The sequence below is a fragment of the Agrococcus sp. TF02-05 genome (assembly GCF_017565345.1).
Lineage (GTDB): Bacteria > Actinomycetota > Actinomycetes > Actinomycetales > Microbacteriaceae > Agrococcus > Agrococcus pavilionensis.
On the sequence record NZ_JAGEKO010000007.1, the window covers coordinates 206491 to 228828 of the forward strand.

Genomic DNA, 22338 nt, shown 5'->3' on the forward strand with positions numbered 1-22338 from the left:
ATCCGCCCTCCGTCGAGCGGCGCGGCTCAGGCGTCGACGAGCGCGGCGCTCGAGGCGGCGACGACGCGCTCGACGAGCGCGCGGAGCGCCTCGATCGAGCGGGCGACGAACGCCGTCGGGTCGGCGAGCCGCATCGACTCGTCGAAGTCGCCCTGCTCGAACGCCATCTGCACGCCCTGCTCGTCGAGCGCGAGCCCGATGTAGGTGAGCACCGCCGCGAGCTGCGCGGCCGACGCGGCGCCGCCGGCCCAGCCGTACGAGACGATCGCGGCGGGCTTCCCGACCCACTCGTGCTTGAGGTAGTCGATCGCGTTCTTGAGCGCGGCCGGGTAGCCGGCGTTGTAGTCGGGGGTGACGAACACGACGCCGTCGAGCGCGTCGATGCGCTCGGCCCACGCGATCGTGTGCGGGTTCGAGCGCACGCCGGAGGCCGGCGGCATCGCCTCGTCGAGCAGCGGCAGGCGCAGCTCGGCGAGGTCGAGCATGACGGCGTCGGCGCCGGCGGCCTCGATGAGCTGGGCGATCTCGTCGGCGACGGGTCGGCCGACGCGCACGGGGCGCGTGCTGCCGACGATGATGCCGATCTGGGGGCGTGCGGACATGACTCTCCTCGGTGTCGGGGTGTGGGCACGGCGCACGCCTTCGGGCACCAGGTCGAGACAACTCGGTCGAGCGGATGCGCATTCCCGGCCCTCGCGGGCCGGTCACCGCATCCGCTCGATCCGGCTCAGGCGAGGAACGCGCGCGCGGCGGTCACCATCGCGGTCGTCGCGGTGTCGAGCGTCGGCTGCATCACCGGGATGAAGTTGGGGGAGTGGTTCGAGGGCACGTCGACGTCGAAGGTGCCGCGCTCGCGCGCCTGCGCGACGAGCGCGGGATCGAAGCCGCCGTAGAACCAGTAGACGTAGGGCGCGCCCCACGTCGCGGGCAGGTCGCTGAAGTCCTCCGAGCCGAGCAGCGGCTCGGCGGGCGCGTAGGCCGCGCCGAACGCCTCGTCGAACGCCGCCGCGAGCCGGGCCGACGCATCCTCGTCGTTGATGGTGAGCGGCGCGGCGTCGCCGTGCTCGATCGTCGCGGCCGGGGCGCCCGCGACCTGGCACTCGCCCCGCACGATGCGCTCGATCGAGGCGAGCACGCGGCGGCGCACGGGCTCCTCGAAGGTGCGCACGTTGATCTCGAAGCGGGCCGAGCCGGGGATGATGTTCTGCTTCGTGCCCGCGTGGAACGTGCCGACGGTGACGACCGCGCGGTCGGAGGGCGCGACCTCGCGCGCGACGATCGTCTGCAGCCGCACGACCATCGAGGCGGCGAGCACGATCGGGTCGATCGTCTTCTCGGGCTGTGAGCCGTGGCCGCCGCGGCCGTGCACCGTGACGATGAGGTGGTCGCTCGCGGCCATGACGGGCCCGCCGCTCAAGCGCACCTCGCCGGCGGCGCCGGGCATGACGTGCTGGCCGAGCGCGATGTCGATGCCGCCCGGCAGCAGCGCCCGCAGCCCCTCCTGCATGCCGCGGGCGCCGTTGATGAGCTCCTCGGCGGGCTGGAAGACGGCGACGATCGTGCCCGACCAGTCGTCCTGGTCGGCGAGCACGCGCAGCGCGCCCTGCAGCGACGCCATGTGGGTGTCGTGGCCGCACGCGTGCATGACGCCCGAGACCTGCCCCTCCCACTCGTCGGTCGCGGTCGAGCGGTAGGGCACCTGCTCGACCTCGGTCACGGGCAGGCCGTCCATGTCGGCGCGCAGCAGCACCGTCGGCCCCTCGCCGCGGCGGAGGATGCCCACGACGCCGGTCGACTCGCCGACGCCCTCGTGCACCTCGAGGCCGAGCTCGCGCAGCAGCTCGGCCATGCGCGCCGCCGTGCGGTGCTCGCGGTTCGAGAGCTCGGGGTGCGCGTGCAGCTCGCGGTAGAGGTCTTCGATGAACGGGCGGTGGCGCTCGAGGGTCATGGCGTCAGCGTAGTCGCGACCAGTCGCCGCTCCGGCGGCCGCCGGTAGGATGGGAGCAGCTGTGAGGAGAGCCGTGACCGAGACTTCCGGGCCCTCGCAGGGACTGCACCCCTGGCACCTCCCTGCGATGCGAGCCGTCCCCGCGCTCGTCGTCGGGCTGCCGCTGCCGTTCGTGCAGCTGCACTCGGCGCTCGTGGGGCTCATCGCGCTCGCGGTGCTGCTCGCCGGCACCGCCGTCGCGCTGTGGCTCGGTCGCCGGCTCGTCCCCGCCGCCGCGGGCGGCTGGCCGACCCTCGTCGCCGCGTGGTCGGCCGTCATGGCCGTCGTCGCCGCGGTGCTCGCGGTCGTGCTGCCGACCGAGACCGCGCTCGGGCTCGCCGTCGCGGCGTGGGCGCTCCCGGCGGGCGCGCTCGAGCTCTCGGGCTGGTGGCGGATGCGCGAGGAGCGCGATGCGCGCACCCTCCGGCTCGCGCGCGACTGGCGCGCCGTCGCGGTGCTCACGATCGTGCTCGGCATCGTCTTCGCGTTCACGCGCGACGCCGTCACCCTCACCGGCCTCATCGGCGCCTACGCCGTGATCGTCGGCGTCTACCTCGCGCTCGCGGCGCTCTCGGCACGACCTGCGCGCGCCACCACCGAACCCGAGCGGAGCGACGCATGAGCGACCCCCTGAACTCCGGCCCGCAGCACGACGGACCCGTCCAGCCCACCCGCAAGCAGCAGCTCAAGCCCTTCGAGTACCTCGCCTTCGCGGGCGCGGCGGGCTTGTTCATCGGCCTCATCGTCTTCATGACCGTGCGCGACGTCGTGCTCGCGCTCGTCTTCGGCGGCGTCGGCTTCATCCTCACGCTGCTGCTCACGGCGACGCTCATGCTCGCGGTGAAGCCGAAGGGCCGCTCGTCGGCCGACCTCGACAAGCGCGACGGCTTCCAGCCGTGAGCCGAGCGGCGCTGCTGAGCCTCAGCGCCGTCGTCCTGCTCGCCGGCTGCAGCCCGACGGGCGCGAGCGCGCCGGCGCCGGGCGCCGCCGCCCCGATCGACGGTCCGCACCTGCGCGCCGAGGGCGTCGCCTTCGATCCCGTCGCGCACGACGTCGACCCCGGCGCTGAGTGCGAGGGGCGCGCTGGCCGTGAGGCGCTCGCGGTGCTCGACCGCGCGGCGTGGCCGGAGCTCGGCGTGGCCGCCGGCGAGGCGGTCATGCGCTGCGGCAGCGCCGACGGCGCGGGCTGGCGGCACATCGCCGACGGCCACACGGGCGACTTCGGCGAGCTCGCCGAGCTCGTCGGCGCCGGCTGGGAGGACGTCGCGTGGTTCGCGATCGACCGCGCCCTCGAGCAGCCGACGCGCGTCGAGGAGTACCGCGACGACATCCTCAACTACGACGTGCTCGTCGAGCTCGTCGACGGCGGCGAGGCGACGCGATCGTGGATGGTGACGGTCGGCGTGGGCCTCGGCTCCGGCCAGGTCATCACCGCCTTCCCCGACGAGCAGCGCTGACCGCGCGGCCGCAGCCGCGCGAGCATCTCGCCCCTACCGCCCGCGAGAGGGCGGTGCTTCACTGACGCCATCACGATCGCGACTCGAGGAGGAGGCGCGCGATGGAGACGAAGCGACAGCCGCAGCCGGTGATCGACATCGCCGGCCTCATGCATGCCGCGCGGGCGGAGGCCCGCCGCGTGATGGAGGCGTCGAAGGGCGACCTCATCAGCGACCACGAGGCGATCCTCGACCGCCTGCAGACCGCGGAGCTCATCGACGGCGAGGAGGCGCGGACGCTGCTCGAGCTGTACCGCATCGGCTTCGAGGCCGGAGAGGGCAAGGCCGACGCGCAGCGCGCCTTCTTCGAATCGCGCAGCATCTTCGACCGCATGGCTGCGAGCGGCACCGCGAGCCCCGTCGCGCTCGTCGTCGCCTCGGCCGCGGTCGGGTCCTTCGAGGTCGCGCCCGGCGACGACGGCTCGACGACCGTGACGATCGCCCGCCAGAGCTACGGCTCGAGCCTCGCGGGCATCGGTGCGGGCATCGGCGCGCTCATCGGCGGTCCCGCGGGCGGTGCCCTCGGCGGCGCGATCGGCGGCCTCATCGGCGGCATCGTCGACGAGAAGCAGGACAAGAAGAAGCCCTGACCGCCTGCCACGATGGGGGCATGCGCGATCTCGTCGACGTCGACTGGCTGGCCGAGCACCTGGGAGCGCCCGGGCTCGTCGTGCTCGACGCGAGCATGGCGCCGCCCGGCACCGACGAGCCGCTGCCGACCGAGGGCATCCCGGGCGCCGTGCGCTTCGACATCGACGGCCGATTCTCGCGGCAGGACGACGCGGATGGCCTCGGTCCCGTCGGCGTGCACGACGCGCTCGCGCCCGACGACCTCGAGCGGGAGCTGCGCTGGATCGGCCTCCGCGCCGGCGATCGCGTCGTCGCGTACGACGCGGCCGGCATGTTCTCGAGCGCCCGCGCGTGGTGGGTGCTCCGCGCCGCGGGCATCGACGCGGCCGTGCTCGACGGAGGGCTCCCCGCCTGGGTCGAGGCAGGGCATCCGCTCGCCCCCGTCTCCGGCACGACCGGGCGCGCCGGCGACGTGTCGGTGCGGTGGGATGCGTCGGCCTTCGTCGACGCCGACGTCACGGCCGCGGCGCTCGCGACGGGCGACGCGGCGGTGCTCGACGCGCGGTCGCCCGCGCGCTACTCGGGCGCCGAGCCGGATCCGCGACCGGAGGTGCGCGCGGGCCACATGCCGGGCGCTCGCTCACTGCACTACGCCGCGCTCGCGCCCGGCGGCCGGCTGCTGCCGGAAGCCGAGCTCGCCGAGCGGCTCCGCGCGGCTGCGGGGGAGCAGCGGATCATCGCGAGCTGCGGCTCGGGCGTGACCGCCGCCGTCGTGGCGCTCGCCGCGACCCTCGTCGGCCGCGACGCGACGGTCTACGACGGCTCGTGGGCCGAGTGGGGCCGAGCCGACTCGGGCCGCCCGATCGAGGCCGGCGACTGACCGCGGGCGAGTCGCTCTTTTGAATCGTTCACGATAACTGCTACGGTGGAGGCGTGGACGGGACGGATGTCGAGCTGCTGCGCGAGCGCGGCCTGCGGGTGACGCAGGGCCGGCTCGCGGTGCTCGACGTGCTCGCGCGGATGCCCCACTCCGACGCTGAGGCGGTGCACCGCGCGCTCGCCGAGGCCGGCCACGGCACCTCGGTGCAATCGGTGCACAACGTGCTCGGCGACCTCACGGGCGCCGGCGTGCTGCGCCGCTTCGAGCCCGAGCGATCGCCCGCGCGCTACGAGCGCCGGATCGACGACAACCACCACCACGCCGTCTGCTCGAGCTGCGGCAAGGTCGAGGACGTCGACTGCGTCGTCGGGGAGGCGCCGTGCCTCCACGCCGACGCGCCGCCCGGATTCGCGGTGCAGGCGGCCGACGTGACGTTCGTCGGCCTGTGCGCCGAGTGCTCGGGCGCCGACGGCGCCGCCGCCTGACGGCACGCGCTCTCGGGCGACGGGGCCCATCCACCACCGCTCGCGCGGCCCGCCCGCGCGCCCAAGACCACCAGCAGGACGAGAAGGACGGAACACGGATGACGAATCCCACCACGAACAGCGTCGGCACCCCGATCGGCAGCGACGCGCACTCGCAGAGCGTCGGCCCGAACGGCGTGATCGCGCTCACCGACCACTACCTGGTCGAGAAGCTCGCCCACTTCAACCGCGAGCGCGTGCCGGAGCGCGTGGTGCACGCCAAGGGCGGCGGCGCCTACGGCACGTTCGTCACGACCCACGACGTGTCGCAGTACACGCGCGCGGCGCTCTTCCAGCCGGGCGTCGAGACCGAGATGCTCGCGCGCTTCTCGACCGTCGCCGGCGAGCAGGGCAGCCCCGACACGTGGCGCGACCCGCGCGGCTTCGCGCTGAAGTTCTACACGAGCGAGGGCAACTACGACCTCGTCGGCAACAACACGCCCGTCTTCTTCATCCGCGACGGCATCAAGTTCCCCGACTTCATCCGCTCGCAGAAGCGCCTGCCCGGCTCGCACCTGCGCGACAACGACATGCAGTGGGACTTCTGGACGCTGAGCCCCGAGTCGGCGCACCAGGTGACGTGGCTCATGGGCGACCGCGGCCTGCCGAAGACCTGGCGCCACATGGACGGCTTCGGCTCCCACACCTACCAGTGGATCAACGCCGCGGGCGAGCGCTTCTGGGTGAAGTACCACTTCAAGACGAACCAGGGCAACGAATTCCTCTCGCAGGCCGAGGCCGACCAGCTCGCGGGCAGCGACGCCGACCACCACATCCGCGACCTCTACGGCGCGATCGAGGACGGCGACTTCCCGTCGTGGACCCTCTCGGTGCAGGTCATGCCCTACGAGGACGCCGCGACCTACCGCTTCAACCCGTTCGACCTGACGAAGGTGTGGCCGCACGCCGACTACCCGCTCATCGAGGTCGGCCAGATGACGCTCAACCGCAACCCCGAGAACTACTTCGCCGAGATCGAGCAGGCGGCGTTCAGCCCCGCGCACTTCGTGCCGGGCATCGCGGCGAGCCCCGACAAGATGCTGCAGGCGCGCATCTTCAGCTACGCCGACGCGCAGCGCTACCGCATCGGCGTCAACCACGCCGAGCTGCCGGTCAACCGCGCCCGCACCGAGGTGCACTCCTACGACAAGGAGGGCTCGATGCGCCACGGCTTCGGCTCGCCCGCCGCGCCGGTCTACGCGCCCAACTCGTTCGGCGGCCCCGCGGCCGACCCCGCCGCGGCCGGCGACGACCGCGGCTGGGAGATGGACGGCGAGCTCGTGCGCTCGGCCATCACGCTCCACCCGGAGGACGACGACTTCGACCAGGCGGGCACGCTCTACCGCGAGGTGCTCGACGAGCCCGCGCGCGAGCGCCTCGTCGCGAACATCGTCGGCCACGTCGGCAAGACGCGCGTGCCCGAGATCCGCGAGCGTGCCCTGCAGTACTGGAAGAACGTCGACGCCGACCTCGGCGCGCGCGTCGAGGCGGGCCTCACGCCCATCGCGGAGCCCCGCACGTCGCTCGCCTCCGAGCCGGTGCGCACCCCCGCGGTCTTCTAGCCCGCAGCACCCGAGAGGCTCGCGCCGGTTCCGACCGGCGCGGGCCTCGCGCGTCTCTGCTCCGCCGGCAGGTGCCGGGTCAGGGGCGCACCAGCGCCTTGACGGCCCGGCGCTCGTCCATCGCGCGGTAGCCCTCGGCCGCGTCGACGAGCGGGAGCTCGATGTCGAAGACGGCGGATGCATCGAGCTCGCCCGCGAGGACGGCGGGCACGAGCTCCGGCAGGTACCGGATCACCGGGGCCATGCCGCCGCGCAGCCCGATGTTGCTGCGGAAGGCGACGCGCCACGGCACCGTGGCACCGTGCGGCACGCCCACGTAGCCGACGGTCGCGCCGGGCCGGGCGGCCTCGAACGCGGTCGTCATCGACTCCTCCGTGCCCACGCACTCGAGCACCGCATCCGCCCCCACGCCGTCCGTGAGCTCGAGCACGGCAGCGACCGCCGCGTCGCCGCGCTCGCCGACGAGGTCGGTCGCGCCGAACGCGGTCGCGAGCCGCTGCCGCTCGGGATTGCGCGAGAGGGCGATGATGCGCTCGGCGCCGAGGCGCTGCGCGGAGAGCACGCCGCACAGGCCGACCGCGCCGTCGCCGACGACGACAGCCGTCGAGCCGGGCGTCACGCCGGCCGAGATCGCCGCGTGGTAGCCGGTCGGCAGCACGTCGCTGAGCGCGAGCACCGCCGCGTAGCGATCGGGTGCGGGCGCCTCGTCGAGCACGAAGCACGTCGCGTCGGCGTTGGTCACGAGCGTGCGCTCGGCCTGGCCGCTCGCGGTCATCGCGAGCTCGACGCAGCCCTGCGTCTGCCCGGCGCGGCAGTGCGCGCAGCGGCCGCAGCAGTGGTTGAAGGGCACGACCACGAAGTCGCCCTCGCGCACGCGCTCGACGCCCGCGCCGACCGCCTCGACGACGCCGATCGCCTCGTGGCCCATCGTGCGCGGCTCCGGCACGTCGTTGACGCCCCGGTACGACCACAGGTCGGAGCCGCACACGCAGCCCGCGACGACGCGGACGACCGCGTCGGTCGGGCGCTCGACGACCGGATCGGGCCACTCCTCGACGCGGATGTCGCCAGGGGCATGCAGGATCGTCGCTCGCATGCACCCAGCGTGCCACGCTCGGCTGGGCCCGCCCCCGGGCGGCGGCTCAGAGCGGGCCGCGCGCGAGGATCGCGCCATCGCGCTCGTCGACGACGAGCTCGACCGCATCGCCGACGACGGACGCGCTCACGCCGACGGGGAGGGCGAGCGCCCGCACGACGGCGGGCCGCGCCATCCGCACGCGCCACACGGGCACGTCGACCACGTCGTCGGCCGACCACGGCTCGCTCCGCTCGACGCCCGCGAGGTCGACGAACCAGCCGGAGTCGCGCGCGTCGCGCCCGGGGGCGCGCGAGAGCACGAGCTCGCGATGCGACTCCCAGCCCCGCACCGCCTCGACCTCCTGGTCGAACCGCACGTCCTGCGGCAGGACCCCCGCGGCGTTCAGCACGCGCACGATGCCCTCGGTCGTCTCGAGCGCGATCGTGAGGTCGTCCGTGCGGTCCTCGCGCGCATCCGCCTCGAAGTCCGGTGAGCGGAGCACGAAGCCGTCGGCGCGCGCCTCCATGACGATGGGCGACCACGAGGACCAGGCGACGAGCCCGTCGGCCCACTGCTCGCCGAGCTCCGCGAAGCGCTGCAGCAGCGCGTCGACCGCCGGCTGCAGGTCGGTGCGCGCCGTGGCGGAGAGGGTGCGGCCGTGCGCGGTGATGGTCGTCGTCGCTCGAGTCACCCCTCGACGCTAGCCGCAGGAGCGGGGAGTTCTGCCCATCGCCTGCGAGGGCGCGAGGGGATTGACTTGCGCTGCGACGCGATGAGAGGTGGCGCACCATGGCCATGACGCTTCCCGGCGAGCTCGTCTGGGTGCTCGACATGCTCGACTACGAGTGGCCGCCGCTCGACGAGGACGAGCTGCGCCGCGCCGCGAGCATCACCCGCACGTTCCGCGAGGACCTCATCGCGTCGATGGAGGCTGCGAGCTCGCGCATCAACGACGACGTGCCTGCCGCGTTCAAGGCGGGCGCCGCGCGGAGCTACACGACGGCGTGGAACGACACGCGCGAGCAGCACATGCAGCAGCTCGTCGACCTGCTCGAGCCCGCCGCGACCGGCATCGACGTCATGGCCGACGCCGTGGTGGCGCTCAAGGTCAAGGTGATCGCCGAGCTCGTGATCACCGCGGCGCAGATCGCGGCGGCGATCGCCACCGCGGCGCTCACCCTCGGCTTGAGCGCCGCGGCCAACGCGGCGATCATCGCCGCCCGGAAGGCCGCGCTCAAGATCGCCACGAACGTCGCGATCGAGGCGCTCCTGGGGCAGATCCTCTCGATGGTGATCGAGCCGCTCACCGAGGGCGCCGTCGCCCTCGTCGGCGCGATCGCCGACGCGCCGCTCGTCGAGGGCGCGATGGGCGAGGCGAAGGAGTTCCAGGCCGACTTCGCGGCGCTCGAGCAGGCGGCCGGCGACATCGAGTCGACCGGCGCCGAGCAGGAGCAGCTCGGCGCCCAGTACGTGCAGCAGATCGCCTCGCTGCAGATCATCCAGGGGTAGGCCGATGTCGATGTTGAGGAAGCTCGGCCGGGACGTCATCGAGGCGCTCGAGAAGGCCGGCAAGGAGTTCGCCGACTCGATGGGCGACCGATCGCGGCTGCAGGCGAAGCGGCTGCGCGAGATCGTGGAGGAGACGCGCCGCCGCGACGAGATCCTCGCGAGCCGGCAGCGCCGGCCCGACCGGCCGCGGCGGCACGATGCGCCGGACCCGGCGACGCCGAGCGCCGACGGGCTCGACGTGCCGGAGGTGCATCGCGGCCGCCCCGCCGAGTTCGGCGACGGCGACAGCGTCGACTACCGCAACAACTTCGCCGACGACCCCGACAACGCCGACGCGGCTGCGAGCTCGGTCATCCACCACGCCGTCGAGCAGCAGGTGCGGCGCCGGTACCCCGGCATCGACATCACGCCGGGCCAGATGCACTCGAGCGAGAACCTCCGCGGCATCCCGCGCGACGTCAACGGCCCGCTCCATCTCAGCGGCATCCGACGCATGTGGAACCAGTTCTACAACCACTACGACCGCATCGGTCGAGCGCCGACGAGTCAGGAGCTGCTCGACTACGCTACGTTGATCGACGACGCGTTCGGCGACCTGTTCGACCCGCCGATCCGGTGATCGTGCCCGCACCGAGGAGGTAGGCATGTACCAGCGCTTCGAGGCAGAGGTCGCCGGCGGCCTGGGGCCGGGCGTCGACCACGACCCGAGCCGCGAGCCGCGGCTCGTCGGCCCGCTCCACTACGAGTTCGACGGCTGGCTCGGCGACGACATCGTCACGACCTCCGGCTACTGGATCGTGAGCGCGCCGCTCGCCGATGCGCTGCGCGCGTCGACGCTCTCGGGGTTCGAGCTCGCCGAGGTCGTCGTGACGACCGAGCAGCAGTTCGGCGCGCTGCCCCTGCCGCGACCGTTCCCCGAGCGGTGGGAGCGGCTCGTGCCGACGGGCTCGCGCGCCGCGGGCGACGACGTCGTGCTCGAGGACCGCGTCGACCTGCTCGTGAGCGACGCCGCGCTCGCGCTGCTGCAGGAGTTCGAGATCGGCGAGGCGTTCACGACGCCCGCCGACGAGCCGCCGTTCGAGGGCGACGTCATGCAGCGGTTCCTCGCGCAGCAGCGCGCCAAGGGCAATCCGGTCTGACGACCGCGACGATACGGAGGGGATGCTCGTGAGCACGACGATCCAGGGTGAGCTCGGCCGCTACGCGGAGCTGATCGGGGCGCGCAAGGACGACCCCCGCGTGCTCGAGCTGCTGCAGCGCTCACCGCACTTCCGCGAGCAGCAGCCGTTCGTCGACCCGTCGAGCGGCGCGGAGTGGATCGTGGTCGAGAGCGTCGCCGACGGCATGCGGCTGCAGTTCCGCGACGGCGTGCTCGCGAAGGCCTCCGCGGAGGTGGCCGGGAGCGCGCACCTCGACGCGGCCGCGCACCCCGACGAGCTCATCGACGGACTCGACCTGCGCACGGCGACCGCCGACGACGTCGTCGCGCGCTTCGGGGCGCCGACGAAGCGCGGGCGCACGTCGCTGCAGTACGCGCTCGAGGGGGCGACGCTCACGGTCGCGTTCCTCGACGAGCGCGTGCGCGCGGTGACCGTCAGCGACGGCAGGCGCTGAGCGAGGCCCCGGCGGGCGCTCGGCCCTGACGTCTCACGGCAGCCGGTCGACGAGCTCGCTCGCGAGCCCCGTGTAGGTGTGCGGGGTGAGGCGGCGCAGCCGCTCCTTCGCGCCCTCCGAGATGTCGAGGCCGTCGACGAACGCGACGAGCTCGGCCTGCCCGACCCGCTGGCCGCGCGTGAGCTCCTTGAGCTGGGCGTAGGGGTCGTCGATGCTCGAGCGGCCCGCGAGCACCTCGGCGCGGATGACCGTCTGGATCGCCTCGGCGAGCACCTCCCAGTTGCCCTCGAGCGCGGCGTCGAGCGCGGCGTCGGAGACGGCGATCTCGCCGAGGCCGCGGCGGAGGTTGTCGAGCGCGAGCAGCGAGTGGCCGAGCGCGACGCCGATGTTGCGCTGCGTCGACGAGTCGGTGAGGTCGCGCTGCAGCCGGCTCGTCACGAGGGTGGCCGAGAGCGACTCGAGCAGCGCCGAGGCGATCTCGAGGTTGGCCTCGGCGTTCTCGAACCGGATGGGGTTGATCTTGTGCGGCATCGTCGAGGAGCCCGTCGCGCCCGCGACGGGGATCTGCGTGAACGCGCCGAGCATGATGTACGTCCACACGTCGGTCGCGAGGTTGTGCAGGATGCGGCCGGCGTGCGAGATGGCGCCGAAGAGCTCGGCCTGCCAGTCGTGCGACTCGATCTGGGTCGTGAGCGGGTTCCACGTGAGGCCGAGCGAGGCGACGAAGGCGGATGCGGTGGCGGGCCAGTCGGCGTCGGGCTCGGCGACGACGTGGGCTGAGAACGTGCCGGTCGCGCCCGCGAACTTGCCGAGCACCTCGACGCCCTCGATGCGCTTCGCCTGCCGCTCGAGCCGCCACGCGACGACCGCGAGCTCCTTGCCGAGCGTCGTCGGCGTCGCGGGCTGGCCGTGCGTGAGCGAGAGCATCGGCCGGTCGCGCTGCTCGAGGGCGAGCTCGCGCAGCCGGTCGATGACCGCGCGGAGCGCCGGCAGCCAGACGTCGTGCACGGCCGCGCGCACCGTGAGGGCGTAGGAAAGGTTGTTGATGTCCTCGCTCGTGCACGCGATGTGCACCGCTTCCGAGAGCCGCTCGAGCCCGAGCTGCGCGAGCCGGTCGCGCACGAGGTACTCGACCGCCTTGACGTCGTGGCGCGTGACGGCCTCCTTCTCGGCGAGCCAGTCGATCTCCGCCTGCCCGAACCCGGCCGCCCACTGCCGCAGCGCATCCGCATCGCTCGCCTCGACCGGGCTCGCACCGAAGAGCCCGTGCTCGGCGACCCACAGGAGCCACTCGACCTCGACGTGCACGCGCGCGCGGTTGAGGCCGGCCTCCGAGAGGTGCTCGGAGAGTCCCGCGACCTGCCGCTGGTAGCGGCCGTCGAGCGGCGAGAGGGGCTGGGCGGGCATCGTCATGGGGCTCCTTCAGGCGCGGAGGGCTGGCTGGATCTGGCGGAAGAGCCGGCCGACCGCGGTCTCGATCTGGCGGAGGACGGTGCCGAAGAAGGCGTCCTCCGAGTAGTAGGGGTCTGGCACGTCGGGCACGGTCGCGTCGGGGTCGAACGAGAGCAGCAGCCGGATCTTCGAGCGCTGCTCCTCGTCGCGCGCGAGCGAGCGCAGCGCGCGCTCCTGCCCGCGGTCGAAGGCGATCACGAGGTCGAAGGCGTCGAGCCAGTCGGCGCTGAACTCCTTCGCGCGGTGGGCGCCGGCGTCGTAGCCGGCCTCGACGAGCGTGCGGAGCGTGCGCGCGTCGGCGGTCTCGCCCACGTGGTAGTCGCTGATGCCGGCGCTCGCGACGAGCAGCCGGTCGGCGACGCCGTGCCGCTTCGCGAGCTGCTCGAAGACCGTCGCCGCCATCGGCGAGCGGCAGATGTTGCCGGTGCAGACGAAGCAGACGCGGAAGCGCGTCGCATCGGCGAGCTCCCGTTCGATCGTCACCGACCCATTCTGGCGGATGCGGTGCTCGAGCCGCGCGGGCCGCTCGTTCTCCACAAGCGCGCCCGCGCGCCGCCCCAGCAGGCCGACGGCGGTGCCATCGTGCCGCCCACGGCGGAGGGAGCGGTGATGACGGTGGTGACGGCTGCGGCGCTGCGCGCTCGCGCGGTCGACGAGGCACGGGCGGCGCAGCACGCGGTGCGGCGGGCGCGGTCGCGGATGCGCGACGCGGCCGACGTCGTCGTGCTGCGCGGGCAGGCCGACTGGCTCGGGCCCGCGCGCGAGGCGTTCGACGAGCGCTGCCGGCGGCTGCGCGAGCGGCTCGGGGCCGAGGAGCACGAGCTCGCGATGCTCGAGCTGTCGATCGAGGGAGCGCTGTGACCGCGCCCAAGGCCTCGGCTCCCGTCGCGTGGGACAGCACGGTGACGGGCGTCGCGAGCGCGCGGCTCCGCGAGGCCGAGTGGCGCGTGCGGGGTGCCGCCCTCGCCCTGCGCTCGGCGCCCGACCTGCGGGTCGCGGCGGCCCCCGGCGTGAGCGTCGCGGCGCTGCGCTCGTGCGCGGCAGAGCTCGAGCTCCGGCGTGCCGCCGCCGAGGCCCTCGTCGCCGACCTCGAGCGGCTCCACGACGACACCGTGCTCGCCGGCCGAGCCTACGAGCTCGCGTCGGATGCGGTGCTCCGGGCGGTCGAGGAGCTCGCGGGCGGCGCCGCCTACGCGGCCGGCGTCGGTGCCCGGGCGCTCGTCGGCGCGGCCTTCGGCGCGGCGCTCGGCACGGTCGGGCTGTGGGGACCGGCGCTCGCGGCCGGGGTGGGCGGCGCGCTGCTCATCGGCCTCGTGGCGGTGCCGCTCGCCGCGCGGCTCGCGGCACTGCATCCCGCACAGGCCGCCGCGGTGACCGCGCTCGCCGAGCGCGCGGGCCGCGCGGTCGAGCCCTTCCTCGCCCAGGCATCGGCGTTCTGGGATCGCTCGAGCGAGCAGCTGCTCGCGAACCCGGCCTTCGTGACGGCGCTCGCGCTCGCGGTCGAGTCGAGCGACGAGGCGCTCGCCGGCTTCCTCGGGGTGCCGGTCGGCACGGCGCGCGCGATCGAGTCGACCGTCGGGCAGGACGAGCTGCTCGCGGGCCTCGTCGGCGGCGCGGTCATCGCGACCCGCGTCGGCGGCGGCCTGCGGCCGGTGCGGGTCGCCGCGCTCACGCCGGCGACGCCGCACCGCGCGCCCGTCTCGACGCCCGCCGCGGCGATGCGAGTCATCCGGGATCAGCCCGGGCAGGTGTCGATCCACGAGCACCGCATGCCCGACGGCTCGCGCCGGTTCCAGGTCTTCGTCGACGGCACGCAGGACGTCGGGCTCGACGACCTCGCGAACGTCGAGAACGCCGCGTCGACGCCCGGCGCACTGCTCGGCTCGGATCGCGCGGTCGTCGAGGCGATGGAGGCGGCCGGCATCGGGCCCGACGACCCGGTCGACGTCTTCGGCTACTCGCAGGGCGCCGGCGCGGTCGCGAACGTCGCGGCGAGCGGGCGCTTCAACGTCGAGACGGCGCTGCTCGTCGCCGGGCCGGTCGCGACCGCCGAGCTCCCGCCCGGCGTCGCGGTGCTGAGCGTCGCGCACGAGGGCGACCTCGTCGCGGCGAGCGACGGCATCGCCGACGGCGCGGGTCCGACGACGATCCTGCTCGAGAGCGCCGGCGGCCACGGCTCCGGTGCGCTCGCCCGGCACTCGCGCGCCGAGTACCTCACGACCCTCAAGACGACCGACGACTTCGTCGTCGCGCACTGGCAGCAGCACCTCGCCGAGGCGACCGCGGGCGGTCGGGGCGTCGCCGCGCACGACGTGTCGCTCGAGCGGCGGTGAGGCTCGCGTGTCCAGCCGACGTCGGGGCGCGCTCACTATGGTCGTCGCGTGGACGAGCAGCGATCGCCCGAGAGCCCCCAGCAGCCGAGCGTCGTGGTGGTCGGCCACGCGGCTCGCGACCTCGTCCTGCGCGCCGGATCCCTGCCCGAGGCCGGCGGCAGCGCCGACGTCGACGAGCGCATCGAGCGCCTCGGCGGCAAGGGCGCCAACATCGCCGTCGGAGTGCGGCAGCTGCACCCGAGCGCCGCCGTCGCGCTCGTGGCGGCGCTCGGCGACGACGCCCCCGGCGAGTCCGGGCGGCGGGAAGCGGTCGCCGCCGGCATCGACGTCTCGCTCGTCGCGCGCCGCGGCGGCACCGCGCTGCTCGTCGACCTCGTCTCCGGCGAGGGGGAGCGGCGCCTGCTCGAGCACGTCACGCCGGAGTCGCAGGTCACGACCGCCGACGTCGACGCCGCCGAGGCGGCGCTCGCCGACGCCGACATCGTGGTGCTCCAGCTGCAGCAGCCCGCGGACGCGCTCGTGCGCGCGGCGCGCATCGCCTTCGAGGGCGGCGCGCGCATCGTGCTCGACGGCGCGATCGAGGGCGACGAGCGCGACGAGCTGCTCTCCGTCGCCGAGGTCGTGCGCGCCGACGCGGAGGAGGCGTCGATCCTCGCGGGCGTCGAGGTCGCGACGCGCGACGACGCGCGCCGCGCCGCCGAGGGGCTGCTCGGCCGCGGCGCCCGCGTCGTCGCGCTCTCGGTGCCCGACGAGGGCGACCTCGTCTGCTGGCACGGCGGCGAGCGCTTCCTGCCGCACGTCGAGCAGCGGGTCGTCGACCCGACGGGCGGCGGCGACGCATTCGTCGCCGGCATCGTGACCGGCATGCTCCTCGGGGCCGAGCCGGGTCGGATCGGCGAGATCGCCTCCCAGGCGGCGGGCTCGACGGTGCAGCGCCTCGGCGGCCACCCCGAGCTCTCGCCGCCGGTGGAGGAGGCGTGACGGGACCGCTCGGCTTCGACGTCGACCCCTGGAGCCTCGGCCTGACGGGCGTCGACGTCGACCGGCTCGCGCACCGCGAGTCGCTCTTCGCCCTCTCGAACGGCCACATCGGCTGGCGCGGCAACCTCGACGAGGGCGACCCGCGCGGCGAGCCCGGCAGCTACCTCAACGGGCTGTTCGAGGAGCGGCCGATGCCCTACGCCGAGGAGGGCTACGGCTACCCCGAGGTCGGGCAGAGCGTCATCAACGCGCCGAACGGACAGATCGTGCGGCTGCTCGTCGACGACGAGCCGTTCGACGTGCGCGATGGCACGCTCGCGCGGCACGAGCAGCGCCTCGACCTGCGCGCAGGGGTGCTGCGTCGCGACGTCGAGTGGATCTCGCCGGCCGGTCGGGCGGTGCGGTTCACGACCGAGCGGCTCGTCTCCTTCACGCACCGCTCGATCGCGGCGGTGCGCTGCGTCGTCGAGCCGGTCGACGAGGCGGTGCGCGTCACGCTCCAGTCGGACCTGCTCGCCAACGAGGGGCTCGAGGACGTGCACCACGACCCGCGGGTGCAGGACGCCCTCGAGCGACCGCTCGAGCCGGTCGCGCACCACGCGCGCGGGGGCGCCGCGACGCTGCTGCACCGCACGCGCCGCAGCCGGCTCGGGGTCGCGGTCGCGATGCACCACGTCGTCGAGCGCGCCGGCGCCGCCGCGCCCTCGGTCTCGACCGACGCATCCGACGACCTCGCCCGCACGACGATCGTCGCCGAGCTCGAACCCGGCGAGCGGCTCGAGGTCGTGAAGCTCGTCGGCCACGAGTGGTCGGCCGAGCTCGCGCCCGCGACCTTGCGCGCTCGCGCGGAGGCGGCCGTCGACGACGCGCTGCGCGACGGCTGGACGGGCCTCGCCGAGGGGCAGCGCACTCGGCTCGACGAGCACTGGGCGTGCGTCGACGTCGAGGTCGAGGGGAGCCCGCGCCTGCAGCAGGCGGTGCGGTTCGCGCTCTTCCACGTCTTCCAGTCGGCCGTACGGCTCGAGCTGCGCTCCGTGCCCGGCAAGGGCCTCACGGGGAAGGGCTACGAGGGCCACACCTTCTGGGACTTCGAGGCGTTCGTGCTGCCGGTGCTGACGTCGACCCTGCCGGAGGCGGCGGCGCAGGCCCTGCGGTGGCGGCACGCGACGCTCGACCGAGCGAGGGAGCGCGCGAGGCACGTGCGGCTCGGCGGCGCGACGTTCGCGTGGCGCACGATCGACGGGCGCGAGAGCTCGGGCTACTGGCCGGCGAGCACCGCCGCGTTCCACGTCAACGCCGACATCGCCGCGGCGGTGCTGCACTACGTGCGCTCGACGCGCGACATCGCCTTCGAGCGCGAGGCGGGGCTCGAGATCCTCGTCGAGACGGCGCGGCTGTGGCGCTCGCTCGGCCGCCTCGACCCCGACGGCGGCTTCCACCTCGACGGCGTGACGGGGCCCGACGAGTACTCCGCCCTCGTCGACGACAACGTCTACACGAACGTCATGGCGCGCCGGAACCTCGAGGGCGCCGCGGCGGTCGCGCGCCGGCATGCGGACGTCGCGGCGCGGCTCGGCGTGCACGACGACGAGATCGAGGCGTGGGAGGCGGCGGCCGCGGCGATGGTCGTCCCCTTCGACGAGCGCCGGGGCGTGCACCCGCAGTCCGCGCGGTGGACGGAGCAGGCTCGCTGGGACTTCGAGGGCACGCGCGAGGACGAGTACCCGCTCCAGGAGCACTTCCCCTACGTCGAGCTCTACCGCAAGCAGGTCGTGAAGCAGGCCGACCTCGTGCTCGCGCTGCTGTTCGGCCACGACGCCTTCACGCTCGACGAGAAGGCGCGCGACTTCGCCTACTACGAGCCGCTCACGGTGCGCGACTCATCGCTCTCGGCCGTGCCGCAAGCCGTGCTCGCGGCCGAGCTCGGCCACCTCGAGCTCGCGGCCGACTACCTCGCCGAGGCGGCGACGATCGACCTCGACGACCTGCAGGGCGATGCGGATGCGGGCGTGCACCTCGCGTCGCTCGCGGGCGTGTGGATCGCGATCACGGCCGGCTTCGGCGGCATGCGCGAGGGCGAGGACGGCCTCTCGTTCGCGCCGCGGCTGCCGCCCGGGACGACGCGGATCGCGTTCGGCATCCGGGTGCACGGGTGCGTGCTGCGCGTCGAGATCGAGCCGGAGCGGTCGACCTACCGGCTCGAGGCGGGCGAGCCGCTCTCGATCCGCCACTTCGGCGACGAGCTCGAGCTCACCGCGGGCGAGGCGGTCAGCGCGCCGACGCCGCCGCTCGAGGTGCGCGGCGAGCGGCCGACGCAGCCGCGGCACCGCGCGCCGCGGCCCTTCCGCGAGGCGCTCGGCGACGCGTGAGCCGGTCGTCGCCGGTCTCCGACGACCTCAGTCGAGTGCGGCGGCGAGCCCCGGAGCCTCGACGACGAGGACGACGGCCCCGTCCCGCGAGGCCGAGCGGTGCCGCTCGCCGGCGATCCAGAGCGCCGCGGAACCCGGCGGGACCCGCGCTGACTCGCCGTCCTCGCCGGAGGCGACGACGTCGCCCGAGACGACGGCGAGCAGCTGGTCGGTCGCCGCAGGGTGCTCGCCGATGACCCCGCCCGGTGCGATCTCGGCGCACACGACGTGCCCCTCGGACGTGAGCCGACGGAGCGAGAAGCCCACGCTGCCGAACCGGTCGACCGTGCGATCCGGCAGCTCGTCGAGGCGGAGGATCTGCACCGCTCAGCGCTCCCTCGGCCGCTCCTTGCCCACGACGGGCCGCATGACGATCGTGATGAGCCACGTGAGGAACGCGATGCACACCGCCGCGAGCATCCCCCACCAGAACGACTCGACCCGGATGCCGAAGCCCACGGCCTCGGAGATCCAGTGGACGATCATGAGCAGGAAGGCGTTCACGAACAGCGCGACGATCCCGAGCGTCAGGATGTAGAGCGGGAACGCGACGATCCGGATGAGGTTGCCGATCGTCGCGTTGATGACCGCGAAGACGAGGGCGACGCCGAGCGTCGTGAGCGCCACGTGCCACCACTCGTCGCCGAAGGGCACGATCTCGATGCCCGGCACGAAGAGCGTGACGAGCCAGATGGCGACGGCGGTGAACACGACGCGCAGCAGGAATCGCATGCGGCCGATTCTTCCACCCATATCCCAGCGGGGCGTCGACGCTCGCAATAGCCTGAGGCGGTGACCGTGCGACTTCGACCCGAGATTGCTGCCGTCCCCCCGTACCAGCAGGGGCGACCGGCCCCCGAGGGCGGGTTCAAGCTCTCGAGCAACGAGAACCCCTTCCCGCCGCTGCCGGCGGTCGTCGAGGCAGTGCAGCGCGAGGCCGAGCGGGTCAACCGGTACCCGCGCCCCGGCTCGCCGCAGCTGCAGCAGCAGCTCGCGGAGGAGCTCGGCGTCGACGTCGAGCGCATCCTCATCGGCGACGGCTCCGCGTCGCTCCTGCAGCAGCTCATCCACGCGGTCGCCGGTCCCGGCGACGAGGTCGTCTACGCCTGGCGCTCGTTCGACGCGTACCCGCTCTTCGTGCGCACGGGCGGCGCGACGCCCGTCGAGGTGCCGCTCGACGGCGACCACCGGCACGACCTCGACGCGATGGCCGGCGCGATCACCGAGCGCACCCGCGCCGTGATCGTCTGCAGCCCCAACAACCCCACCGGCACGATCGTCACCCCGGAGGAGCTCGACCGCTTCCTCGAGCGCGTGCCCGACGACGTGCTCGTCATGCTCGACGAGGCCTACATCGAGTTCGTGCGCGAGCCCATCCCCGACGGCATCGCGCTGCAGCGCGAGCGCGAGAACGTCGTCGTGCTCCGCACCTTCTCGAAGGCCTACGGCCTCGCGGGCCTCCGCGTCGGCTATGCGATCGGCGACCCCGCGGTGCTCCGCGGCGCCGACCTCACGGGCGTGCCGCTCTCGCAGACGGCGCTCGGCGCCGCCGCGGCGCTCGCTGCGCTCGCGCACCGCGACGAGACCTTCGGCCGCATCCAGCAGGTCGTCGAGCACCGCGATGCCCTGTGGCAGCGGCTCGTCGACGAGGGCGTGCCCGTGCCGCAGCCGCACGGCAACTTCGTCTGGGTGCCCTCGCAGCCGGGGCAGGAGGACGCCATCCACGACATCCTCTTCGACCACCTCCTCGTCGCGAAGGTCTTCCCCGAGGGCACGCGCATCTCGATCGGCGAGCCCGAGGCCGACGACAGCGTCGTCGCGGCGGCGAAGGCCATCCAGGCGCTCCAGTGACCGACGCCCAGCCCATCCGCCTGCTCGACGAGGCGGGCGAGGCGGTCGTCACCGCCGAGAACGAGCCGTGGCGGGCGATCGCCGACGAGCTCTCGACCGACGACCGGCTCGCGATGCACGGCGAGATGCTGCGCACGCGCCGCTTCGACGTCGAGGCCGGCCACCTCCAGCGCCAGGGCAAGCTCGGGCTGTGGGTGCCCTCGCTCGGCCAGGAGGGCGCGCAGGTCGGCGCGGCGTGGGCCGCCCGGCCGCAGGACACGCTCTTCCCGAGCTACCGCGAGCACCTCATCGCGTTGCACCGCGGCGTCGACATGCTGCAGATCATCGACATCTTCCGCGGCGCCGCGCACGGCGGCTGGAGCCCGACCGAGGTGCCCGGCATGCGCATCTACTCGCTCGTGATCGCGACGCACGCGCTCCACGCGACCGGCTACGCGATGGGCATCGGCCTCGACGGTGCGAGCGGCACGGGCGACGCGAGCGCCGACGAGGCCGTCATGGCGTTCTACGGCGACGGCGCCGCGAGCCAGGGCGACGCGAGCGAGGGGCTCGTCTTCGCCGCGAGCTACGACGCGCCGATCGTCTTCTTCGTGCAGAACAACAAGTGGGCGATCTCGGTGCCCTCGACGCGGCAGAGCCGCTTCCCGCTGCACGAGCGCGCCCGCGGCTTCGGGCTCGCCGCCGCGTGGGTCGACGGCAACGACCCGCTGGCCTCCTTCGCGGTGTCGAGGCGGATGCTCGACGACGCCCGGCAGGGACGCCCCGGCTACATCGAGGCCGACACCTACCGCATGGGCGCCCACACGACGAGCGACGACCCCACGCGCTACCGCTCGCGCGACGAGGAGGAGGCGTGGGCGCGACGCGACCCGATCGCGCGCCTCGCCGCCCACCTGCGCTCGCTCGGCGTCGACGACGCCGCGCTCGCCGAGCAGGAGCAGCGCGCCGCCGACGAGGCGGCCGACATGCGTCGCCGCGCGCTCGAGGCGACCGCGGCCGCGAGCGACGACATCTTCGACCACGTCTACGCCGAGCCGCACCCGCTCGTCGCCGAGCAGAAGGCGGCGCTCGCGGCGTTCGAGGCCTCGTTCGGGAGCGACGCATGATCGCCGGCCAGTCGATGCCCATCGCGAAGGCGCTCAACTCTGCGCTTCGCGAGGCGATGCGCGCCGACGAGAAGGTGCTGCTCATGGGCGAGGACATCGGCCCGCTCGGCGGCGTCTTCCGCATCACCGAGGGCCTGCACGCCGAGTTCGGCGACCGACGCGTGCTCGACACCCCGCTCGCCGAGTCGGGCATCATCGGCACCGCGATCGGCCTCGCGATGCGCGGCTACCGCCCGGTGATCGAGATCCAGTTCGACGGGTTCGTCTACCCCGGCTTCGACCAGATCGTCTCGCAGCTCGCGAAGATGCGCGCCCGCCACCGCGGCGCCGTCTCGATGCCGGTCGTCATCCGCATCCCGTACGGCGGCCACATCGGCGCCGTCGAACACCACCAGGAGAGCCCGGAGGCGTACTTCGCCCACACCGCGGGCCTGCGGGTCGTGAGCCCCTCGACCGCGAACGACGCGCACTGGATGCTGCGGCAGGCGATCGAGAGCGACGATCCCGTCATCTTCCTCGAGCCCAAGGCGAAGTACTGGACGAAGGGTGAGGTGCTCGACGCACCGACCGCGGCGCTCCACGACGCCGTCGTCGCGCGGGAGGGCACCGACGTGACGCTCATCGGCCACGGCGCGATGGTGCACGTGCTGCTGCAGGCGGCCGAGATCGCCGCGGGCGAGGGCACGAGCTGCGAGGTCGTCGACGTGCGCTCCCTCTCGCCGATCGACTGGGCGCCGCTCGTCGCCTCGGCGCAGCGCACCGGCCGCGTCGTCGTCGCGCAGGAGGCGCCCGGCCACGCATCCGTCGGCTCCGAGATCGCCGCGACGATCGCCGAGCGCGCGTTCTACTCGCTCGAGGCGCCCGTGCAGCGCCTGTCGGGCTTCGACACCCCGTTCCCGCCCGCGCAGCTCGAGGACGTCTACCTGCCCGACGCCGATCGCGTGCTCGCGGCCGTCGACCGCGCGCTGGCCCACTGACGGAAGGACC

Annotated in this window: 26 protein-coding genes; 18 read left to right on the forward strand and 8 right to left on the reverse strand. The window is 74.0% G+C overall.

Annotated elements, in window-relative coordinates; translation table 11 throughout:
* Positions 1–26: 26 nt before the first annotated feature.
* Together JQT67_RS08415 and JQT67_RS08420 are read right to left on the reverse strand one after the other, a co-directional pair.
* Complete coding sequence (locus JQT67_RS08415; protein WP_021010576.1) at positions 27–602, reverse strand: NADPH-dependent FMN reductase; 576 nt, start codon at positions 600–602, stop codon at positions 27–29.
* Positions 603–727: 125 nt separating this feature from the next.
* On the reverse strand, positions 728–1948 hold the full coding sequence (locus JQT67_RS08420; protein ID WP_208064268.1) for an amidohydrolase: 1221 nt from the start codon (positions 1946–1948) through the stop codon (positions 728–730).
* 73 nt (positions 1949–2021) lie between these two features.
* Between JQT67_RS08420 and JQT67_RS08425 the strand changes: the two genes are divergently transcribed.
* From JQT67_RS08425 to JQT67_RS08455, 7 genes are all read left to right on the forward strand, one after another.
* Positions 2022–2609 (forward strand): hypothetical protein, encoded by a 588-nt coding sequence (locus JQT67_RS08425; protein WP_208064269.1) that lies wholly within the window; start codon positions 2022–2024, stop codon positions 2607–2609.
* On the forward strand, positions 2606–2887 hold the full coding sequence (locus JQT67_RS08430) for a hypothetical protein (RefSeq protein WP_021010573.1): 282 nt from the start codon (positions 2606–2608) through the stop codon (positions 2885–2887). Before JQT67_RS08425 ends, JQT67_RS08430 begins: the two co-directional genes overlap by 4 nt.
* A complete protein-coding gene (locus JQT67_RS08435) occupies positions 2884–3444 on the forward strand; it encodes a hypothetical protein (protein WP_208064270.1) in 561 nt (186 codons plus the stop codon). The genes JQT67_RS08430 and JQT67_RS08435 overlap by 4 nt, the downstream gene beginning before the upstream one ends.
* 101 nt (positions 3445–3545) lie before the next feature.
* On the forward strand, positions 3546–4073 hold the full coding sequence (locus tag JQT67_RS08440) for a hypothetical protein (protein WP_208064271.1): 528 nt from the start codon (positions 3546–3548) through the stop codon (positions 4071–4073).
* A gap of 20 nt (positions 4074–4093) precedes the next feature.
* Positions 4094–4933, forward strand: a complete 840-nt coding sequence (locus tag JQT67_RS08445; RefSeq protein ID WP_208064272.1) for a sulfurtransferase — start codon at positions 4094–4096, stop codon at positions 4931–4933.
* A 53-nt stretch (positions 4934–4986) separates the two neighbouring features.
* Positions 4987–5418 (forward strand): Fur family transcriptional regulator, encoded by a 432-nt coding sequence (locus tag JQT67_RS08450; RefSeq protein ID WP_208064273.1) that lies wholly within the window; start codon positions 4987–4989, stop codon positions 5416–5418.
* A gap of 98 nt (positions 5419–5516) precedes the next feature.
* The gene (locus JQT67_RS08455; RefSeq protein ID WP_208064274.1) at positions 5517–7019 is read left to right on the forward strand and encodes a catalase; all 1503 of its coding nucleotides are present in this window, start codon (positions 5517–5519) and stop codon (positions 7017–7019) included.
* Positions 7020–7098: 79 nt separating this feature from the next.
* Here JQT67_RS08455 and JQT67_RS08460 read toward each other — a convergent pair whose 3' ends face one another.
* Positions 7099–8115 carry a zinc-binding dehydrogenase gene (locus JQT67_RS08460; protein WP_208064275.1) on the reverse strand — a complete coding sequence of 339 codons (1017 nt, stop codon included), beginning with the start codon at positions 8113–8115 and terminating at the stop codon, positions 7099–7101.
* A 46-nt stretch (positions 8116–8161) separates the two neighbouring features.
* Positions 8162–8788 carry a hypothetical protein gene (locus JQT67_RS08465; RefSeq protein ID WP_208064276.1) on the reverse strand — a complete coding sequence of 209 codons (627 nt, stop codon included), beginning with the start codon at positions 8786–8788 and terminating at the stop codon, positions 8162–8164.
* A gap of 98 nt (positions 8789–8886) precedes the next feature.
* Between JQT67_RS08465 and JQT67_RS08470 the strand changes: the two genes are divergently transcribed.
* From JQT67_RS08470 to JQT67_RS08485, 4 genes are read left to right on the forward strand one after another with little or no spacing between them, the layout of a single operon-like run.
* Entirely contained in the window at positions 8887–9606 is a 720-nt protein-coding gene (locus JQT67_RS08470; protein ID WP_208064277.1) for a hypothetical protein, read from the forward strand.
* Positions 9607–9610: 4 nt separating this feature from the next.
* Positions 9611–10225, forward strand: a complete 615-nt coding sequence (locus tag JQT67_RS08475) for a hypothetical protein (protein ID WP_021010564.1) — start codon at positions 9611–9613, stop codon at positions 10223–10225.
* 25 nt (positions 10226–10250) lie between these two features.
* On the forward strand, positions 10251–10745 hold the full coding sequence (locus tag JQT67_RS08480) for a hypothetical protein (RefSeq protein ID WP_021010563.1): 495 nt from the start codon (positions 10251–10253) through the stop codon (positions 10743–10745).
* A 28-nt stretch (positions 10746–10773) separates the two neighbouring features.
* Positions 10774–11220 (forward strand): hypothetical protein, encoded by a 447-nt coding sequence (locus JQT67_RS08485; RefSeq protein ID WP_208064278.1) that lies wholly within the window; start codon positions 10774–10776, stop codon positions 11218–11220.
* 33 nt (positions 11221–11253) lie between these two features.
* Here JQT67_RS08485 and purB read toward each other — a convergent pair whose 3' ends face one another.
* Both purB and JQT67_RS08495 read right to left on the reverse strand, forming a co-directional pair.
* Positions 11254–12633, reverse strand: coding sequence for an adenylosuccinate lyase (purB, locus tag JQT67_RS08490; RefSeq protein ID WP_208064279.1), 1380 nt, complete (start codon positions 12631–12633; stop codon positions 11254–11256).
* Between the two features lie 9 nt (positions 12634–12642).
* Positions 12643–13155 (reverse strand): low molecular weight protein-tyrosine-phosphatase, encoded by a 513-nt coding sequence (locus JQT67_RS08495; protein WP_021064997.1) that lies wholly within the window; start codon positions 13153–13155, stop codon positions 12643–12645.
* Between the two features lie 126 nt (positions 13156–13281).
* On the opposite strand from JQT67_RS08495, the gene JQT67_RS08500 reads away from it, so the two are divergent.
* The 4 genes from JQT67_RS08500 to JQT67_RS08515 are packed head-to-tail and all read left to right on the forward strand — an operon-like array spanning position 13282 to position 18355.
* Entirely contained in the window at positions 13282–13533 is a 252-nt protein-coding gene (locus JQT67_RS08500; RefSeq protein WP_208064280.1) for a hypothetical protein, read from the forward strand.
* Entirely contained in the window at positions 13530–15005 is a 1476-nt protein-coding gene (locus tag JQT67_RS08505; RefSeq protein WP_208064281.1) for a hypothetical protein, read from the forward strand. The genes JQT67_RS08500 and JQT67_RS08505 overlap by 4 nt, the downstream gene beginning before the upstream one ends.
* Before the next feature lie 48 nt (positions 15006–15053).
* Positions 15054–15986 (forward strand): PfkB family carbohydrate kinase, encoded by a 933-nt coding sequence (locus tag JQT67_RS08510; RefSeq protein ID WP_208064282.1) that lies wholly within the window; start codon positions 15054–15056, stop codon positions 15984–15986.
* Positions 15983–18355 carry a glycoside hydrolase family 65 protein gene (locus tag JQT67_RS08515; protein WP_208064283.1) on the forward strand — a complete coding sequence of 791 codons (2373 nt, stop codon included), beginning with the start codon at positions 15983–15985 and terminating at the stop codon, positions 18353–18355. Before JQT67_RS08510 ends, JQT67_RS08515 begins: the two co-directional genes overlap by 4 nt.
* 27 nt (positions 18356–18382) lie before the next feature.
* On the opposite strand, the gene JQT67_RS08520 is transcribed toward JQT67_RS08515, so the two are convergent.
* Positions 18383–18718 carry a hypothetical protein gene (locus tag JQT67_RS08520; protein ID WP_208064284.1) on the reverse strand — a complete coding sequence of 112 codons (336 nt, stop codon included), beginning with the start codon at positions 18716–18718 and terminating at the stop codon, positions 18383–18385.
* A gap of 3 nt (positions 18719–18721) precedes the next feature.
* On the reverse strand, positions 18722–19126 hold the full coding sequence (locus JQT67_RS08525) for a phage holin family protein (protein ID WP_021010553.1): 405 nt from the start codon (positions 19124–19126) through the stop codon (positions 18722–18724).
* A 60-nt stretch (positions 19127–19186) separates the two neighbouring features.
* Between JQT67_RS08525 and JQT67_RS08530 the strand changes: the two genes are divergently transcribed.
* The 3 genes from JQT67_RS08530 to JQT67_RS08540 are packed head-to-tail and all read left to right on the forward strand — an operon-like array spanning position 19187 to position 22328.
* Positions 19187–20245, forward strand: coding sequence for a histidinol-phosphate transaminase (locus tag JQT67_RS08530; protein WP_208064285.1), 1059 nt, complete (start codon positions 19187–19189; stop codon positions 20243–20245).
* Positions 20242–21351, forward strand: coding sequence for a thiamine pyrophosphate-dependent enzyme (locus JQT67_RS08535; RefSeq protein WP_021010551.1), 1110 nt, complete (start codon positions 20242–20244; stop codon positions 21349–21351). The genes JQT67_RS08530 and JQT67_RS08535 overlap by 4 nt, the downstream gene beginning before the upstream one ends.
* Complete coding sequence (locus JQT67_RS08540) at positions 21348–22328, forward strand: alpha-ketoacid dehydrogenase subunit beta (protein WP_208064286.1); 981 nt, start codon at positions 21348–21350, stop codon at positions 22326–22328. The genes JQT67_RS08535 and JQT67_RS08540 overlap by 4 nt, the downstream gene beginning before the upstream one ends.
* Positions 22329–22338 lie beyond the last annotated feature (10 nt).

Coding starts and splice junctions, on each gene's coding strand:
- JQT67_RS08415 (WP_021010576.1), bottom strand. CDS start 602: ATGTCCGCACGCCCCCAGATCGGCATCATCGTCGGCAGCACGCGCCCC.
- JQT67_RS08420 (WP_208064268.1), bottom strand. CDS start 1,948: ATGACCCTCGAGCGCCACCGCCCGTTCATCGAAGACCTCTACCGCGAG.
- JQT67_RS08430 (WP_021010573.1), top strand. CDS start 2,606: ATGAGCGACCCCCTGAACTCCGGCCCGCAGCACGACGGACCCGTCCAG.
- JQT67_RS08440 (WP_208064271.1), top strand. CDS start 3,546: ATGGAGACGAAGCGACAGCCGCAGCCGGTGATCGACATCGCCGGCCTC.
- JQT67_RS08445 (WP_208064272.1), top strand. CDS start 4,094: ATGCGCGATCTCGTCGACGTCGACTGGCTGGCCGAGCACCTGGGAGCG.
- JQT67_RS08455 (WP_208064274.1), top strand. CDS start 5,517: ATGACGAATCCCACCACGAACAGCGTCGGCACCCCGATCGGCAGCGAC.
- JQT67_RS08460 (WP_208064275.1), bottom strand. CDS start 8,115: ATGCGAGCGACGATCCTGCATGCCCCTGGCGACATCCGCGTCGAGGAG.
- JQT67_RS08470 (WP_208064277.1), top strand. CDS start 8,887: ATGGCCATGACGCTTCCCGGCGAGCTCGTCTGGGTGCTCGACATGCTC.
- JQT67_RS08475 (WP_021010564.1), top strand. CDS start 9,611: ATGTCGATGTTGAGGAAGCTCGGCCGGGACGTCATCGAGGCGCTCGAG.
- JQT67_RS08480 (WP_021010563.1), top strand. CDS start 10,251: ATGTACCAGCGCTTCGAGGCAGAGGTCGCCGGCGGCCTGGGGCCGGGC.
- purB (WP_208064279.1), bottom strand. CDS start 12,633: ATGACGATGCCCGCCCAGCCCCTCTCGCCGCTCGACGGCCGCTACCAG.
- JQT67_RS08500 (WP_208064280.1), top strand. CDS start 13,282: ATGACGGTGGTGACGGCTGCGGCGCTGCGCGCTCGCGCGGTCGACGAG.
- JQT67_RS08525 (WP_021010553.1), bottom strand. CDS start 19,126: ATGCGATTCCTGCTGCGCGTCGTGTTCACCGCCGTCGCCATCTGGCTC.
- JQT67_RS08540 (WP_208064286.1), top strand. CDS start 21,348: ATGATCGCCGGCCAGTCGATGCCCATCGCGAAGGCGCTCAACTCTGCG.